16 protein-coding genes and 1 riboswitch are annotated in these 16,499 nt (G+C 71.5%); of the genes, 11 read left to right on the top strand and 5 right to left on the bottom strand.

Going from position 1 to position 16,499, the window contains the following annotated elements:
- Positions 1-52: 52 nt before the first annotated feature.
- Positions 53-775 (bottom strand): M50 family metallopeptidase, encoded by a 723-nt coding sequence (locus tag ACIRG6_RS10535; protein ID WP_318214360.1) that lies wholly within the window; start codon positions 773-775, stop codon positions 53-55.
- Positions 776-825: 50 nt separating this feature from the next.
- Between ACIRG6_RS10535 and ACIRG6_RS10530 the strand changes: the two genes are divergently transcribed.
- From ACIRG6_RS10530 to ACIRG6_RS10485, 10 genes are all read left to right on the top strand, one after another.
- Positions 826-1,641 carry an SOS response-associated peptidase gene (locus ACIRG6_RS10530; RefSeq protein WP_364675795.1) on the top strand — a complete coding sequence of 272 codons (816 nt, stop codon included), beginning with the start codon at positions 826-828 and terminating at the stop codon, positions 1,639-1,641.
- Position 1,642: 1 nt separating this feature from the next.
- A complete protein-coding gene (locus tag ACIRG6_RS10525; protein WP_350714620.1) occupies positions 1,643-2,272 on the top strand; it encodes an alpha/beta hydrolase family protein in 630 nt (209 codons plus the stop codon).
- 260 nt (positions 2,273-2,532) lie between these two features.
- Positions 2,533-3,216, top strand: coding sequence for an RNA polymerase sigma factor SigR (gene sigR / locus ACIRG6_RS10520; RefSeq protein ID WP_364676189.1), 684 nt, complete (start codon positions 2,533-2,535; stop codon positions 3,214-3,216).
- The gene (gene rsrA / locus ACIRG6_RS10515; RefSeq protein ID WP_189228738.1) at positions 3,213-3,524 is read left to right on the top strand and encodes a mycothiol system anti-sigma-R factor; all 312 of its coding nucleotides are present in this window, start codon (positions 3,213-3,215) and stop codon (positions 3,522-3,524) included. The genes sigR and rsrA overlap by 4 nt, the downstream gene beginning before the upstream one ends.
- 121 nt (positions 3,525-3,645) lie before the next feature.
- Positions 3,646-4,971: an HD-GYP domain-containing protein gene (locus ACIRG6_RS10510; RefSeq protein WP_364820227.1), complete on the top strand. Its 1,326-nt coding sequence runs from the start codon at positions 3,646-3,648 to the stop codon at positions 4,969-4,971.
- 220 nt (positions 4,972-5,191) lie between these two features.
- Positions 5,192-6,403, top strand: a complete 1,212-nt coding sequence (locus ACIRG6_RS10505; RefSeq protein WP_364675789.1) for an HD-GYP domain-containing protein — start codon at positions 5,192-5,194, stop codon at positions 6,401-6,403.
- A gap of 114 nt (positions 6,404-6,517) precedes the next feature.
- Positions 6,518-7,498, top strand: coding sequence for a tetratricopeptide repeat protein (locus ACIRG6_RS10500; protein ID WP_189228735.1), 981 nt, complete (start codon positions 6,518-6,520; stop codon positions 7,496-7,498).
- A 72-nt stretch (positions 7,499-7,570) separates the two neighbouring features.
- Positions 7,571-8,221 (top strand): peptide deformylase, encoded by a 651-nt coding sequence (gene def / locus ACIRG6_RS10495; RefSeq protein ID WP_350714624.1) that lies wholly within the window; start codon positions 7,571-7,573, stop codon positions 8,219-8,221.
- A gap of 282 nt (positions 8,222-8,503) precedes the next feature.
- Positions 8,504-9,589: an epi-isozizaene synthase gene (gene cyc1 / locus ACIRG6_RS10490; protein WP_365021352.1), complete on the top strand. Its 1,086-nt coding sequence runs from the start codon at positions 8,504-8,506 to the stop codon at positions 9,587-9,589.
- Positions 9,586-11,001, top strand: a complete 1,416-nt coding sequence (locus ACIRG6_RS10485; RefSeq protein WP_403322038.1) for a bifunctional albaflavenone monooxygenase/terpene synthase — start codon at positions 9,586-9,588, stop codon at positions 10,999-11,001. The genes cyc1 and ACIRG6_RS10485 overlap by 4 nt, the downstream gene beginning before the upstream one ends.
- An 18-nt stretch (positions 11,002-11,019) precedes the next feature.
- On the opposite strand, the gene ACIRG6_RS10480 is transcribed toward ACIRG6_RS10485, so the two are convergent.
- Positions 11,020-11,988 (bottom strand): helix-turn-helix domain-containing protein, encoded by a 969-nt coding sequence (locus tag ACIRG6_RS10480; RefSeq protein WP_403322037.1) that lies wholly within the window; start codon positions 11,986-11,988, stop codon positions 11,020-11,022.
- Positions 11,989-12,081: 93 nt separating this feature from the next.
- Between ACIRG6_RS10480 and ACIRG6_RS10475 the strand changes: the two genes are divergently transcribed.
- A complete protein-coding gene (locus tag ACIRG6_RS10475) occupies positions 12,082-12,351 on the top strand; it encodes a hypothetical protein (protein ID WP_403322035.1) in 270 nt (89 codons plus the stop codon).
- On the opposite strand, the gene ACIRG6_RS10470 is transcribed toward ACIRG6_RS10475, so the two are convergent.
- The 3 genes from ACIRG6_RS10470 to ACIRG6_RS10460 form a co-directional block, all read right to left on the bottom strand.
- Entirely contained in the window at positions 12,264-13,277 is a 1,014-nt protein-coding gene (locus ACIRG6_RS10470; protein WP_350714634.1) for a ribonucleotide-diphosphate reductase subunit beta, read from the bottom strand. The genes ACIRG6_RS10475 and ACIRG6_RS10470 overlap by 88 nt on opposite strands.
- Positions 13,277-15,658: a ribonucleoside-diphosphate reductase subunit alpha gene (locus ACIRG6_RS10465; RefSeq protein WP_403322033.1), complete on the bottom strand. Its 2,382-nt coding sequence runs from the start codon at positions 15,656-15,658 to the stop codon at positions 13,277-13,279. The genes ACIRG6_RS10470 and ACIRG6_RS10465 overlap by 1 nt, the downstream gene beginning before the upstream one ends.
- 123 nt (positions 15,659-15,781) lie before the next feature.
- A riboswitch (cobalamin riboswitch) is annotated at positions 15,782-15,922 on the bottom strand.
- A 52-nt stretch (positions 15,923-15,974) separates the two neighbouring features.
- The gene (locus tag ACIRG6_RS10460; RefSeq protein ID WP_364675774.1) at positions 15,975-16,481 is read right to left on the bottom strand and encodes a GNAT family N-acetyltransferase; all 507 of its coding nucleotides are present in this window, start codon (positions 16,479-16,481) and stop codon (positions 15,975-15,977) included.
- Positions 16,482-16,499 lie beyond the last annotated feature (18 nt).

Raw genomic sequence — 16,499 nt, 5'->3', positions numbered from 1 at the left:
ATATATGCGGCAGTCTTCGGCGCCCGCGCGACCGCCGGCCCCGGGGGCCCGCTCACAGCTCCAGCAACCAGCGGCCCCCGCCGACCAGCGAGCACAGCGAGACCGCGTGGAACAGGAAGAACCACACCGCCGCCGGCGCATGGGACAGCCGGGCCAGCTGGTCCGCGTCCGAGTCGCCGGCCCCGCCCCTCGCCCGCTTGGCCTGGAGCTCGAACGCCGGCCGCACACCGCCCAGCAGCAGGAACCACACCGCCGCGTACGCGAACGCCGCCTGCACCTGCGGACCGGCCAGCCAGGACACCAGCAGGAACGTCCCGCCGGTCAGCACGACCGTCAGCACTCCGTACGCGTTGCGGATCATGACCAGCAGGGCGAGCAGCAGCGCCGTGGCCACCCACAGCAGCAGCGTGACGCGTCCCGAGGCCAGCAGCGCGGCCCCGCCGAGGCCCAGCAGCGAGGGAGCGGTGTAGCCGGCCACCGCGGTGAGGATCATGCCGAGCCCGTGCGGCTTGCCCCGGCTCACGGTCAGGCCGCTGGTGTCCGAGTGGAGGGTGATCCCGGTCAGCGTGCGCCCCGTGAGCAACGCCACGAGCCCGTGACCGCCCTCGTGCGCGATGGTGATCGCGTTGCGCGCCGTCCGCCACAGCGGGCGCGACACGACGACGGCGAGCGCGGCGACCAGGGTGGCGATCACCACCCACAGCTCGGGGTCGGGCTGGGTGCCGGTGATCTCGTCCCACAGGGAGGCGGGCGAGACCGATGCGAGGTGGTCCATGGGGGGGGAAGGCTCCTCGTACGAGCGCGGGGTCTGGCAGTGTGGCACGTATGTGCGGACGGTACGCGGCGAGTCGTCGACCCGAGGATCTCGCAGGAATCTTTGAGATCGAGAAGTGGGAGCCCGAGGAGACCCTGGAGCCCGACTACAACGTGGCCCCCACCAAGGAGGTCTACGCCGTCCTGGACCGTCCTCTGAAGGACGTCCAGGACCCGAGGCCGGTTCGCCAGCTGCGGAAACTGAAGTGGGGACTCGTCCCCTCCTGGGCCAAGACCCCCGAGGGCGGCGCCCGGATGATCAACGCCCGCGCGGAGACCGTCCACGAGAAGCCGTCCTACCGCCGCGCCTTCGCCACCCGGCGCTGCATCCTGCCCGCCGACGGCTACTACGAGTGGGTCACCGGCAAGCAGGAGCGGGACCTGGAGGTCGAGGGGCGCAAGAAGCGGCCCCGCAAGCAGCCCTACTTCGTGACCCCGGCCGACGGCTCCGTGTTCGCCATGGCGGGGCTGTACGAGTTCTGGCGGGACAGGACGCTGCCGGACGACCACCCGGGGGCCTGGTGGGTGACGTGCTCGGTGATCACGACCGAGGCGGAGGCCACCCCGCTCGCCGTCGCCCCGGCCGACGGCCCGCGCGCCCTGGCCGACATCCACCCCCGGATGCCGCTGATGCTGACGCCGGACCGGTGGGACGCGTGGCTCGACCCGGCGCGCACCGACCCCGACGACATCACCTCCCTGCTGACGCCCCCGCCCGCCGGGACGATGCGCGCGTTCCCCGTCTCCACGGCCGTGAGCAACGTCCGCAACAACGGGCCGGAGCTGCTGAAGGAGCTGGACGGGCCGGAAGAGGGCACACTCTTCTGACGTGAAGACCGAGATCATCGACACGGAGGCCGGCGCCGCCCGCATCACCTGGCACCCGGCCGCGAAGCCCCGACTCGTCCTCGCCGCGAGCCACGGCGCCGGCGGCGGCATCGAGGCACGCGACCTGGCGGCACTGGCGGCGGCGCTGCCCGCGCGGGGCGTGACCGTGGCCCTGGTCGAACAGCCCTGGCGGGTGGCCGGCAAGAAGCTGGCGCCCGCCCCGAAGACCCTGGACACCGGCTGGCGGGGTGTCTGGCCCGCGCTGAACGGCCCCGGCCTGCCGGTGATCTCGGGCGGCCGCAGCGCCGGCGCCCGCGTCGCCTGCCGCACCGCGACCGAGCTGGGCGCCCACGCCGTCCTCGCCCTGAGCTTCCCGCTGCACCCGCCGGGCAAGCCGGAGAAGTCCCGGGCCGGGGAACTGCTCGGGGCCGGGGTGCCCACCCTCGTCGTACAGGGCGGCAATGATCCGTTCGGGAAGCCGGAGGAGTTCCCCGAGGGGACCTACGACCTGACCCGGGTGCCGTACGGCGATCACGGCTTCGCCGTGCCCAAGCGGGCGGGGATCACCCAGGAGGAGGCGCTGCGACTGATCACCGACGGCGTCGCGGAGTGGGCCCGCTCACTCGGCTGAGGGCCCGGGAATGACCGGCGGGCGACCACTGTTGTGGCCGACGTACAGAGTTGCTGAACATCAGCACCGACGCCGTACGAGAGGAAGTCCGCCGCATGGCATCAGCCTTCTGCCCAAGTCGCAGCAGCCGCGCCGACCTGGACTGGACGGTGCTGCACGCGGCGAAGACCGCCCCTGTTCGGGCGGCGGGCGGACCGGATCGTCGTCTATCCTCCGATTCCAGCGGGGCCGGTTTCGTCTCCGCGACGTCACTGGAGGAGGTGGGTCCGGTCACTGGGACCGACGCAGGGACCGATCACGGCCAGGCGGAGCAGCCCGAGGGCCGGGGCACGGGCGCGGAGTCGACCGCGGAGCGCAGCGCGCGCTTCGAGCGGGACGCGCTCGAGTTCCTCGACCAGATGTACTCGGCCGCGCTGCGCATGACCCGCAACCCGGCCGACGCCGAGGATCTGGTGCAGGAGACCTACGCCAAGGCGTACGCGTCCTTCCATCAGTTCCGTGAGGGCACCAACCTCAAGGCGTGGCTGTACCGCATCCTCACCAACACCTTCATCAACTCCTACCGCAAGAAGCAGCGCGAACCCCAGCGCAGCGCGGCCGAGGAGATCGAGGACTGGCAGCTCGCGCGGGCCGAGTCGCACATGTCGACGGGTCTGCGTTCCGCCGAGTCGCAGGCGCTCGACCACCTGCCCGACTCGGACGTGAAGCAGGCGCTCCAGGCGATCCCCGAGGAATTCCGCATCGCCGTGTATCTGGCCGATGTAGAGGGCTTTGCCTACAAGGAGATCGCGGACATCATGGGGACACCCATCGGTACGGTGATGTCCCGGCTGCACCGGGGCCGCCGTCAGCTGCGCGGCATGCTGGAGGACTACGCCCGCGACCGTGGTCTGGTCCCGGCCGGCGCCGGAGAGTCGAACGAAGCGAAAGGCTCGGGGTCATGAGCTGCGGAGAGCCGCACGAGACGGATTGCAGCGAAATCCTCGATCATCTCTACGAGTTCCTCGACCGGGAGATGCCGGACTCGGACTGCGTGAAGTTCGAGCACCACTTCGAGGAGTGCTCGCCCTGCCTGGAGAAGTACGGGCTGGAGCAGGCCGTGAAGAAGCTGGTCAAGCGGTGCTGCGGACATGACGACGTGCCGGGTGACCTGCGCTCCAAGGTCATGGGCCGGATCGACCTGATCCGCTCGGGCCAGTCGGTGCCCGAGCACGACGTGACGGCGGCGCCGTCCACTCCGCAGGAGTCCTGAGCCCGGCGGGCCTCGCGTGGCGCGTCACTCGTACGTGCTAATCCGCGGGGCATCCGCCCGCCTCCCCCCGTCGCCGAACCTAGGCTCGCGAGCCTGACAGGCTCGGCCGGGGGAGGCGCTCATGGACGCGGTACCGGCACGGGCGCGTGCGTATGTCGCCGGTGTCGTCCTCGCCGCCCTGCTCTGTCTGCGCCCGCTGCCCGAGATGACCACTCCCTGGTGGGCGGTGCTGCTGCTCGCCGGGCTGTACGCGGGCTGCGAACAGGTCGCCCGGACCCGGTTCGTCGGGACCTGCTACCCCGTGCTGCTCGCCGGGGCCTTCCTGCTTCCGCCGCCCGCCGCCGCACTCGTGGCGCTGCCGGGGGCCCTGCTGTCCCCGGTGACCCAGCGGCCGGCCGCCCTGCGACGGACCTGGCGGGCCGCGCAGCTGACACTCGCCGTGTGGGCCGCGGCCCGGGTGCACGCGGAGTTCGGCGGACGGGACGCGGTCGCGGCCGCCGACTTCCCCTACGCGCTCGTGCCGGCCGGGGCCGCGGTGCTGGGCTTCTGCCTGGTGCTGACCCTGCTGGACGGCGGAATCCTGGCGCTGGCCGACAGGGTGCCGTTACGGCGGGCGTGGCGGGGGCTGTTCTCCCGATCGCTCGCCCCGATCGCCGTGCACGGGCTCGCCGGTCTGATGATGGCCGTCCTGTGGCGCAGCCCCTACGGACCGGTCGCCGCGCTGCTCGTGCTCCTGCCGATGTGCGTGGCGTGGTGGTCCTTCGCCCAGTACCACCGGGAGCGAGCCGCGCACCAGGCGACCATCCGCGCCCTCGTCCAGGCCGTCGACATCAAGGACGGCTACACGCGCGGGCACAGTGAGCGGGTCGGCCACGCCTCGATGATGATCGCCCGCGAGCTGGGCCTGGACGACGAACGCGTCGAGACGCTCCGCTTCGCCGGGATCCTGCACGACGTGGGCAAGCTCGGCGTGCCCACGCGGTTGCTGCGCAAGGACGGGCCGCTCACACCCGAGGAGCGGCGCGTGATCGAGCTGCACCCCGAGTACGGGCACGAGATGGTGCGCGGCATCCGCTTCCTCGGCGAGGCCCGGGCCGCCGTACTGCACCATCACGAACGCCTGGACGGCAGCGGATACCCCTACGGGCTGGCGGGCGGCCAGATCCCCGAGTCGGCCCGGGTGGTCGCCGTCGCCGACGCCTTCGACGCCATGACGTCCACACGGTCCTACAGCAGGGCGCGGCCCGTCGCGGCCGCCGTGGCGGAACTCCAGCGGTGCGCGGGCACCCACTTCGACCCCCGGATGGTCCTGGCCCTGGTGCGGGCCCTGGAACACCACGGCTGGCACCCGGCCGTGACCTCCGATGTCACTCCCGCCCGCCCGTCCGGGGCGGTCGACGGCCGCAGCGAGGACGCGCACGACAGTGTGGCGAGGGGGGCCTCGTGACGCCGGGACGGGCCGGCCGGGACGCACGGCGGCCGGCGGTCCGCCCCGCCGGCGACCGGACGTCGGTCCCGCGCGTCGGAAGGGGCGCGCGGTGACGCCGCCGGGGGCGGCCGGGGCGACGGGGGGCCTCCGTCCCGCCCGCACCGGCCGTGGCCGAGCCGGCCCGTGGCCGGGGCGGGAGCGGCCCGGGACGGGGGCGCGGACCCCCGCGGTACTCCTGATGTACGCCGGCGCCGCCCTCGTCGCGCTCGTGTGCCTCGCCTCCGTGCTGTGGTCGGGCACCGTGGAGCGCCCCGTCGCGCTCGCCTTCGGCATCCTCGTCGCGCTCGGCGAGCTCACCCGCCGCACCGGGGGCGAGGGCCGGGAGACGGCGCCGCTCGGGACCGCCGGAGCGCTGGCGTACGCCCTGCTGGGGGAGAACGCCGGACAACCCGTGCACCACGGGGCCGCCCAGACCGTCACCGTGGTGCTCGTCGCCTCGCTGCTCGGCAGCGTCCCGCACATCGCGCGCGGGGACGGGCCCGTGCTCGACCACCTGGCGCGGCGCCTGCTCACCGTCGCCTTCGCCGCCGTGTGCTTCCAGCCGCCGGCCGGGCAGGGCACCTTCCGTGACTGGGGCGGTCCCGCCTACGCGCTGCTGCTGATCGCGCTGCTCGCCCTGACCGCGCTGTGCGACGCCGTGCTCGCCGCGGCACCGGCGCACGCGCGCACCGGCTGGCCCTTCGGCCCGCTGCTGCGCGAGGAACTGCGAGCCATGGTCGGCATCACCTCCGCGGTGTGCGCGACGGGGGCGGTGATGGCGCTCGGAGTGGCCGTCGCGGGACTGTGGGCGCTGCCCGTCTTCAGCGTGCCGTTGCTGCTCACCCAGCTGTCCTACCGGCGCTACGCCGACGTCCGGGCCACCTACCGGCAGACCATCGCCTCCCTGGCCCGGGCCACCGAGATCGCCGGGTACACCCCGGCCGGGCACGCCCGCCGCGTCGCCGAGCTCAGCGCGGCCGTCGGACGGGACCTGGGGCTGTCCGGGCCGGAGCTGACGGTGCTGGAGTACGCGGCCCTCATGCACGACATCGGACAGCTGAGCCTCGTCGACCCGGTCCCGGCGGGGGCCACGGCCGCCCTGCCCGTGTCGGAACAGCGGCGGATCGCGCTGCTCGGCGGGGCCGTCGTCCGCCAGACCGGCGTCGACGCGGCCGTCGCCGTGGTGGTGGAGCGGCAGGCCGACCCCTGCCACGAGCAGCCGGTCGCCGCGCGGATCGTGCGCGCCGTGAACGCCTACGAGGAGAAGGCACGGGACGCCGGGCCCGGCGGCGACCTCACCGTGCTGGAGGAGCTGCGCCTGGCGACGGCCGGCGACTACGCTCCGGAAGTCGTGGAGGCACTGGCCCGAGTGCTCTCCCGAGGCAGCCTTACCTCGCCCCCGGCTGGGTAACCCATGGGTAATGAGCGCCCCGCAGGCCGTACATGGTTTGATGCGCAGGAGAGGGTGTACGGGGGCGCGGAAAGGCACAGCCAGCCCACTGAACGGAACTGGCAGGCGGGAATCGTGAGGATCTTCGGCAAGGGACGGCACCGGCCCTCCGCCTCCTGGCGGCAGGCCACCGACCGGGCGTTCACACTGATCGGCGACGGTCGCTACGAGGACGCGGGCGCGCTGCTGACGCGAGCGGCCGACCTGGAACCCTGGCTGTCGGAGTCGTGGTTCAACCTCGCCCTGCTGCACAAGTTCCGGCACGACTGGGAGCAGGCCAGAGCGGCGGGCCTGCGGGCCGTGGCGCTGCTCGACCGGGACAGCGGAGCGCCCGACTGGTGGAACGTCGGCATCGCCGCGACCGCCCTCCAGGACTGGCCCCTGGCCCGCCGCGCATGGCAGGCGTACGGGCTGAAGACGCCCGGCGACGCCACGGACGCCGGCGAACCCCTCGGCATGGACCTCGGCAGCGCGGCCGTACGGCTGTCGCCCGAGGGCGAGGCCGAGGTGGTGTGGGGGCGGCGGCTGGACCCCGCCCGCGTCGAGGTGCTGTCCATTCCGCTGCCGTCCTCCGGGCGCCGCTGGGGCGAGGTCGTGCTGCACGACGGCGTCCCGCACGGGGAGCGGACCACGGCCGCCGGGCACGCCTACCCGGTCTTCGACGAGATCGAGCTGTGGGCGCCGTCACCCGTCCCCACGTGGGTGGTCCTCCTGGAGGCCGCCACCGAGGCCGACCGGGACGCCCTGGAGCAGCTCGCCGCCGACGCCGGTTTCGCCGCCGAGGACTGGTCGTCCTCCGTGCGGCTGCTGTGCCGGATGTGCTCGGAGTCCCGGATGCCGTCCGACGAGGGCGACGGCGAGCATCTCGACCCGCACGATCACAGCGAACCGGGGCACCCCGGGCCGCTCGGGCACCGGACCGACGGGCAGCTGTGGGTGCCGGAGCGGGAGTGCGGGGTGGCCGCGCCGGCCTCCCTGGTGCGGGGGCTGCTGGACGGGTGGGTGGCGGACAGCCCGGATTCCCGGGACTGGCGGGACCTCGAAGAGGTCTGCTGAGGCCGTCGTCCCGTTCCCCGTACCCTGTAACAGGCATCAACCCGGGTTTCATGAGGAAGGCGTACGTCGGTCATGGCGCAGCAGGACACCGATCAGCAGCACGCGGGCGTGCTCCCCGTGGACGACGAGGGCTTCGTCGTCGACACCGAGGACTGCGAGGAGCGCGAGGCTGCCTGGCGTGAGCGCGGTACCTCGCGTCCGATCACGGTGGTCGGCAATCCCGTGCTGCACAAGGAGTGCCAGGACGTCACCGACTTCGGCGAGGAGCTTCAGCAGCTGGTCGCGGACATGTTCGCCAGCCAGCGCACCGCCGAGGGCGTGGGCCTGGCCGCCAACCAGATCGGTGTCGACAAGAAGGTCTTCGTCTACGACTGCCCCGACGACGAGGGCGTCCGTCACGTCGGAGTGGTCTGCAACCCGCGCCTCGTCGAACTGCCCGCCGACCGGCGCCGCCTGGACGACAGCAACGAGGGCTGCCTGTCCGTGCCGACCGCCTACGCGCCGCTCGCCCGCCCCGACTACGCCGAGGTGACCGGGCAGGACGAGAAGGGCAACCCGGTCAAGGTGCGCGGCACCGGCTACTTCGCGCGGTGTCTGCAGCACGAGACCGACCACCTCTACGGGTACCTCTACATCGACCGGCTCTCCAAGCGCGAACGCAAGGACGCGCTGCGGCAGATGGCCGAGAACGAGCCGCGCTACCCCGTGGTCGCGAACGACTGATTCACCCCGGCCTCACAAGCCCCAGGCGCACGGCGTCCGTTCGGGTCCGACCCGAGCGGGCGCCGTTCGTCTGCCCGTCACCCGTTCGATCCCTGTCGCCCGCCCGGAGATCCAAAAGCCGACACACAACAGGAAAATTCAGGCGCCGTAGGGTAGTGAATGCAGCAAATCCGTTCCCAGAACGGTCAGTTGTGGTGCTGAATGGAAGAGCGGGGATACGCAACGGCGCACGCCCCGCTCAGCGGGAGGAGTGCGCCACCGGCGGCTGAGAGGGGTTTGTTCGTGCACGCTTTCTCACACGGCACCACAGCGACACCGACCGCGACCGCAGTTCCACCGCAGCTCTCACTCCCGGTGATCGAGGCGGAATTTCCCCGGCAACTGCACCCGTATTGGCCGAAGCTCCAGGAGAAGACCCGTACCTGGCTGCTCGAAAAGCGGCTCATGCCGGCGGACAAGGTCGAGGAATATGCCGATGGCCTGTGCTACACGGACCTCATGGCCGGGTACTACCTGGGCGCCCCCGACCAGGTCCTTCAGGCGATAGCCGACTACAGCGCGTGGTTCTTCGTCTGGGACGACCGGCACGACCGGGACATCGTCCACGGCCGTCCGGCCGCCTGGCGGCAGCTGCGCGACCGGCTGCACACGGCGCTGGACTCACCCGTGGACCACCTGCACCACGAGGACGCGCTGGTCGCCGGATTCGCCGACAGCGTGCTGCGGCTGTACGCCTTCCTGACGCCGACGTGGAACGCCCGGTTCGCCCGGCACTTCCACGCGGTGATCGATGCGTACGACCGGGAATTCCACAACCGCACCCGTGGAATCGTGCCCGGCGTCGAGGAGTACCTCGCACTGCGCCGGCTCACCTTCGCGCACTGGATCTGGACCGACCTGCTGGAGCCGAGCGCGGGGTGCGAACTGCCCGACGCCGTGCGAAAGCACCCCGCATACCGGCGGGCGGCACTGCTGAGCCAGGAATTCGCCGCCTGGTACAACGACCTCTGCTCGCTCCCGAAGGAAATAGCGGGCGACGAGGTCCACAATCTCGGAATCAGTCTCATCACCCATCATCAACTGACTCTGGAAGAAGCGATAGAAGAAGTCCGGCGACGCGTGGAGGAATGCATCACAGAATTCCTCGCCGTCGAACGGGACGTATTACGGTTCGCCGACGAACTCGACGACGGAACCGTACGCGGAAAGGAACTGGGCGGCGCCGTGCGGGCCAACGTCGGCAATATGCGGAACTGGTTCAGTTCCGTCTACTGGTTCCACCACGAGTCCGGCCGGTACATGGTCGACAGCTGGGACGACCGGTCCACGCCCCCGTACGTCAACAACGAAGCGGCAGGTGACGAATGACCGTCGAGTCCTCCCCCAAGTCCTCGGTTTCGCTCGGACAGGGGGCGCCCCCATCCCCTGATATCCGGACCGATCACGCCCCGGAGCTGCGCGAGCCGCCCGTCGCGGGCGGCGGCGTCCCGCTCCTCGGCCACGGCTGGAAACTGGCCCGCGACCCGCTGGCCTTCATGGCCCAGCTGCGCGACCACGGCGACGTGGTGCGCATCCGGCTCGGCCCGAAGACCGTGTACGCGGTCACCACTCCGGCGCTCACCGGCGCCCTCGCGCTGAGCCCCGACTACCACATCGCCGGCCCGCTGTGGGAGTCGCTGGAGGGCCTGCTCGGCAAGGAGGGCGTGGCCACCGCCAACGGCCCGCTGCACCGGCGCCAGCGGCGCACCATCCAGCCCGCCTTCAAGCTCGACGCGATCCCCGCCTACGGGCCGATCATGGAGGAGGAGGCGCACGCGCTCACCGAGCGCTGGCAGCCGGGGCAGACGATCGACGCCACCTCCGAGTCCTTCCGCGTCGCCGTGCGCGTCGCGGCCCGCTGCCTGCTGCGCGGCCAGTTCATGGACGAGCGCGCCGAGCGTCTGTGCGTCGCCCTCGCCACCGTCTTCCGCGGCATGTACCGGCGGATGGTCGTCCCGCTCGGTCCGCTGTACCGGCTGCCCCTGCCGGCTAATCGCGAATTCAACAACGCGCTGGCCGATCTGCACCTCCTGGTCGACGAGATCATCGCCGAGCGCCGCGCATCCGGTCAAAAGCCGGACGATTTGCTGACGGCTCTGCTGGAGGCCAAGGACGACAATGGCGACCCGATCGGGGAACAGGAGATCCACGACCAGGTCGTCGCGATACTCACCCCCGGCAGTGAAACCATCGCCTCCACGATCATGTGGTTGCTTCAGGCACTTGCCGAACACCCGGAACATGCCGACCGCATACGCGACGAAGTCGAAGCGGTCACCGGTGGGCGCCCTGTGGCATTCGAGGACGTCCGCAAGCTCACGCACACCGGCAATGTCATCGTGGAGGCCATGCGTTTGCGTCCCGCCGTATGGGTATTGACGCGGCGCGCCGTGGTCGAGACGGAACTCGGTGGCTATCGCATTCCGGCCGGGGCGGACATCATCTACAGTCCGTACGCAATCCAGCGCGACCCGAAGTCGTACGCCCGCAACCTGGAGTTCGACCCGGACCGATGGCTTCCGGAACGCGTGACGGAACTGCCGAAATACGCCATGCGGCCGTTCAGCGTGGGCAATCGCAAGTGCCCCAGCGACCACTTCTCCATGGCCCAGCTGACGCTGATCACGGCGGCACTCGCGACCAGGTACCGCTTCGAGCAGGTGGCGGGCTCGAACGACGCCGTGCGCGTCGGCATCACGCTGCGTCCCCACGACCTGCTGGTCCGGCCCGTGGCGAGGTGAGCACGACGGGGACGCGTCTCAGGCGGCGGCCTCGGGGCCCCCGAAGGCGCGCCGGTAGGCGTGCGGGGTGGTGCCGAGAGCCCGGACGAACTGGTGTCTCAGGGCCGCCGCCGTACCGAAGCCGGCGCGCCAGGCCACCGCGTCCATCGTCTCGTCCGTCGCCTCCAGCAGCCGCTGGGCCAGCAGCACGCGCTGGCGCAGGATCCAGCGGTAGGGAGTCGTGCCCGTCTCCTGCTGGAAGCGGCGGGCGAAGGTGCGCGGCGACATGTGCGCCCGCGCCGCGAGCTGCTCGACGGTGACCTCCTGGTCGAGGTGCTGTTCCATCCAGGACAGCACCTCGCCGACGGTGTCGCAGGAGGAGCGGGGCAGCGGCCGCTCGATGTACTGCGCCTGACCGCCGTCCCGGTGGGGCGGTACGACCATGCGCCGGGCGATCTTGTTGGCGACCTCCGGGCCCTGCTCCTTGCGCACGATGTGCAGACAGGCGTCGATCCCGGCGGCGGTGCCGGCGGAGGTGATCACCGGGTCCTCGTCGACGTAGAGCACGTCCGCCTCGACCCGCGCCCCCGGGTACTGCCGGGTCAGCTCGTCGGCGTGGTGCCAGTGCACCGCGCACCGCCGCCCCTCCAGCAGCCCCGCGGCGCCGAGCACGAAGACCCCCGAGCAGACGCTCAGCACCCGCGCCCCCCGGTCCACGGCCCGCCGCAGGGCGTCCAGCAGCGCGGGCGGATACACGCGGCGGGCGTAGTCGCTCCCGGCCGGCACGGTGATCAGGTCGGCCTCGTCGAGCCGGTCCAGCCCGTACGGCGTCGAGACGGTGAGCCCCCCGACGTGGGTGCCCAGCGTCGGGCCCTCCGCGGACACCACCGCGAAGTCGTACACGGGCAGCCCGTCGTCGCTGCGGTCGACGCCGAAGACCTCGCAGACCACGCCGAGTTCGAAGGGATGTGCGCCGTCCAGCAGAACGGCGGCCACGTTCTTCAGCATGCCGTCAGTGTGCCTCGAAAGTGGCAGGAAATCGAGGCCCTACGGCAGTCCTGCCACTCACGGTAAGGAGTCTGGAGCGCGACAGTGGTGTCTATGAACGCAGACCAGACAGAAGCCCTGATCGGAATGCTCCTGACCTTCGGACTCCTGGTCCTCATGGTCCTCCCCTCGGTGATCGGCATCGTGCGCGACCGGCGCATCGATCGGCAGATCAGGGAGGCCCAGGAGGACCGGGAGAACCTGGAGGACCGGGAGTCCGTCCCACGGAGGGAGACTCAGAAGTCCTCGTCCAGGTCGACGGTGCCCTCCACCGCCACCTGGTACGCCGAGGGACGACGCTCGAAGAAGTTGGTCAACTCCTGAACGCCCTGGAGCTCCATGAAGGAGAAGGGGTTCTCGGAGCCGTACACCGGGGCGAAGCCGAGCCGCGTCAGACGCTGATCGGCCACGCACTCCAGGTACTGCCGCATCGAGTCGGTGTTCATGCCCGGGAGGCCGTCACCGCACAGGTCGCGCGCGAACTGCAGCTCGGCCTCGACGGCCTCCCGCAGCATGTCGGTGACCTGCTGCCGCAGCTCGTCGTCGAAGAGGTCCGGCTCCTCCTTGCGGACGGTGTCGACCACGTCGAAGGCGAACGACATGTGCATCGTCTCGTCGCGGAACACCCAGTTGGTGCCGGTGGCCAGGCCGTGCAGCAGGCCCCGGCTGCGGAACCAGTACACGTAGGCGAAGGCGCCGTAGAAGAACAGGCCCTCGATGCACGCGGCGAAGCAGATGAGGTTGAGCAGGAAGCGGCGGCGGTCGGACCTGGTCTCCAGGCGGTCGATCGACTCGACCGAGTCCATCCACCGGAAGCAGAACTCGGCCTTCTCCCGGATCGAGGGGATGTTCTCCACGGCCGCGAAGGCGGCGGCGCGGTCGTCCGGGTCGGGCAGGTAGGTGTCGAGGAGCGTCAGATAGAACTGGACGTGGACGGCCTCCTCGAACAGCTGCCGGCTCAGGTACAGCCGCGCCTCGGGGGAGTTGATGTGCTTGTAGAGGGTCAGCACCAGGTTGTTCGCGACGATCGAGTCGCCCGTCGCGAAGAAGGCCACGAGCCGTCCGATGAGGTGCTGCTCCTCGGGGCTGAGCTTCGCGAGGTCGGCGACGTCCGAGTGGAGGTCGACCTCCTCCACGTGCCAGGTGTTCTTGATGGCGTCCCGGTAGCGCTCGTAGAAGTCCGGGTAGCGCATGGGGCGGAGAGTCAGTTCGAAGCCCGGGTCGAGCAGGTTCTTCGTGGTGTCGTTCATCACTGGCAGGCCTCGCAGGACTCGGGGTTTTCCAGGGAGCAGGCGACCGCTTCGGGGTCCGGGGCGGCCTGCACGGGCACGGTGGCCCGGCCGGCGGCGCGGGCGATGCGGGTCGCCGGGCGGGAGCGCAGGTAGTACGTGGTCTTCAGGCCCTGCTTCCAGGCGTACGCGTACATCGAGGAGAGCTTCCCGATGGTCGGCGTCTCCAGGAACAGGTTCAGCGACTGGGCCTGGTCGAGGTACGGGGTGCGGGCGGCGGCCATGTCGATCAGGGCGCGCTGCGGGATCTCCCAGGCGGTGCGGTACAGCGCGCGCACGTCCTCGGGGATCCACGCGAAGTCCTGCACCGAGCCGTTCGCCTCGCGCAGCGCCTCACGGGTGCGGGCGTCCCACACGCCCAGCCGCTTGAGGTCGTCGACCAGGTACGAGTTGACCTGGAGGAACTCGCCGGACAGCGTCTCGCGCTTGAACAGGTTGGACACCTGCGGCTCGATGCACTCGTAGACGCCCGCGATGGAGGCGATCGTGGCGGTCGGCGCGATCGCGAGGAGCAGCGAGTTGCGCAGCCCGGTCGTCGCGATGCGCTCGCGCAGGGCAGCCCAGCGCTCCGGCCAGGCCGCCCGGACGTCGTAGTGGTCGGGGTGCAGCACGCCCCGGGCGGTACGGGTCTTCTCCCAGGCCGGCAGCGGACCGTTCCGCTCGGCGAGGTCGGCGGACGTCTCGTACGCGGCGAGCATGATCCGCTCGGCGATGCGGGTGGACAGGTCCCTGGCCTCGGGGGAGTCGAAGGGCAGGCGCAGCTGGAAGAAGACGTCCTGCAGGCCCATCGCGCCGAGGCCGACCGGGCGCCAGCGGGCGTTGGACCGGCCCGCCTGCTCGGTCGGGTAGAAGTTGATGTCGACGACCCGGTCCAGGAAGGTGACGGCGGTGCGGACGGTGGCGTCCAGCCGTTCCCAGTCGATGTCGCCGCCGGTCACGAAGGCGCCCAGGTTGACCGACCCGAGGTTGCAGACCGCGGTCTCCCCGTCGTCGGTGACCTCCAGGATCTCCGTGCAGAGGTTGGAGGAGTGGACGGTGTGGCCCGGCTCGGCAGTCTGGTTGGCGGTGCGGTTGGCGGTGTCCTTGAAGGTCATCCAGCCGTTGCCGGTCTGCGCGAGGGTGCGCATCATGCGGCCGTACAGCTCACGGGCCGGGAGGGTCTTCCTGGCCAGGCCCTTCGCCTCGGCCTCCCGGTAGGCCGCGTCGAACTCCGCGCCCCACAGGTCGACCAGCTCCGGCACGTCCGAGGGCGAGAACAGCGACCAGGGTCCGTCCGCGTCCACCCGGCGCATGAACTCGTCCGGGATCCAGTGGGCGAGGTTCAGGTTGTGCGTGCGGCGGGCGTCCTCGCCCGTGTTGTCCCGCAGCTCCAGGAACTCCTCGATGTCGGCGTGCCAGGTCTCCAGGTAGACCGCCGCCGCGCCCTTGCGCCGGCCGCCCTGGTTCACCGCGGAGACCGAGGCGTCCAGCGTCTTCAGGAACGGGACGATGCCGTTGGAGTGCCCGTTGGTGCCGCGGATCAGCGAACCCCGGGCGCGCACGCGGGAGTAGGCGATGCCGATGCCGCCGGCGTGCTTGGAGAGGCGGGCGACCTGGTGGAGGCGGTCGTAGAGGGAGTCCAGCTCGTCCTTGGGGGAGTCGAGGAGGTAGCAGGACGACATCTGGGCGTGCCGGGTGCCGGAGTTGAAGAGGGTGGGGGAGGAGGGCAGGTAGTCCAGGCGGCTCATCAGCCCGTAGAGCGCGGCGACCTCGTCCACCGAGCGGAGTGTGTCGTCCTCCGCGAGCCCGGCGGCCACGCGCAGCAGGAAGTGCTGGGGGGTCTCGACGACCTTGCGGGTGAGCGGGTGCCGGAGCAGGTAGCGGCTGTACAGCGTGCGCAGCCCGAAGTAGCCGAAGCGGTCGTCGGCGGCCGGGTCGGTCAGCGCGTCCAGGCGGGCCGCGTGCAGCCGTACGAACCCGGCGGTGCGGTCGGCGATCAGTCCCTCGCGGTGGCCGGTGGCGACGGACTCGGTGAAGGAGGTGACGCCCTGGGAGGCGGCCTCGGCGCGGATGCCGATGGTCAGCAGCCGGGCGGCCAGCCGGGAGTAGACCGGGTCCTCCGAGATCAGGCCGGCCGCGGCCTCCGTGGCCAGCTCCCGCAGCTCCGCCTCGTCGGCCCGCGCGGACCGGCCGCGCAGTGCGGCGGCGGCGACCCGGCCGGGGTCGGCGTCGGGGAGGTCGGCGGTGAGGTCGGTCAGGGTCCGCAGCAGGGCGGCACCGGGTCCGTCGGCTTCCTCGGTCACGGGGGTCGCAGAAGCCGTCGCAGCGGACGCTGAGACCGGGTCGGCTGGCGCGATGGTCACGTGGGGCACTCCCTCGCTCGGCACGGGGCCAGGCGGAGGGCGGGGGCAGCTCACGAGCGCACGCGGCGTCGCGTCCACCGGCCCATTCCGCGAGGCCCGGACGTCATGGCACCCGGACCGGGACGGCCGGGCGCACTGTCGGCAGGTCCTCGGACTGAAGCCCGTGCGCGCTCACGCGGGTACGCGAACACACACAAGTACACCGTTGCGGGACAGTTCCGGATTCGCACCGGATTCCCCTGCGGCGACAGCGAGCATGAGCATACATCTTGTGCCGGGTTCCGCGAGCACCCCCAGATGTTGTGCCGCGCCGGTGTCAGAGCGTCAGTTGGTAGGTGAGCAGCGTGATGTCGTCGAGCTCCGGCAGCGGGTTCCAGTCGCGGTCGGGCGTGCGGGTGAAACCCAGGCGTTCGTAGAGCCGGTGGGCGGTGCGCATGGTCCGCTGGGTCGACAGCACGACGCGTGCGCAGCCCTCGACGGCCCGCGCGCGGTCGACACAGGACCGTACGAGGGCCTCGCCGACACCGCGTCCCCGCGCGTCGTGGGCGACGGCGAGCATGCGTATCTCGGCCTCGCCGGGCCGGGCGATGTCGGCCATGGGGCCGCCGGACGGCACGAAGGTCACGCCGCCGAGGACGCGGCCGTCCGCGGCGGCGACCAGGAGCTCCGCGGCGGCGGCCCGCTTGGCCGCGTTCCGCAGTTCGCCGAGGTAGGGGTCGCTCCCGCCGAAGTCGAGGAGGCCGTCGTGGAGATAGGCGTGGGCAGTGATGTCGCCGAGGGCCCCGTACTCGTCGGGTGACGCCGGCCGGATCGCGAAGTCCATGGGCCGAGTGTGCCCGAC

The organism is Streptomyces flaveolus, assembly GCF_044765825.1.
GTDB classification, from domain to species: Bacteria; Actinomycetota; Actinomycetes; order Streptomycetales; family Streptomycetaceae; genus Streptomyces; species Streptomyces flaveolus.
This window is presented reverse-complemented; position numbering and strand designations above follow the sequence as displayed.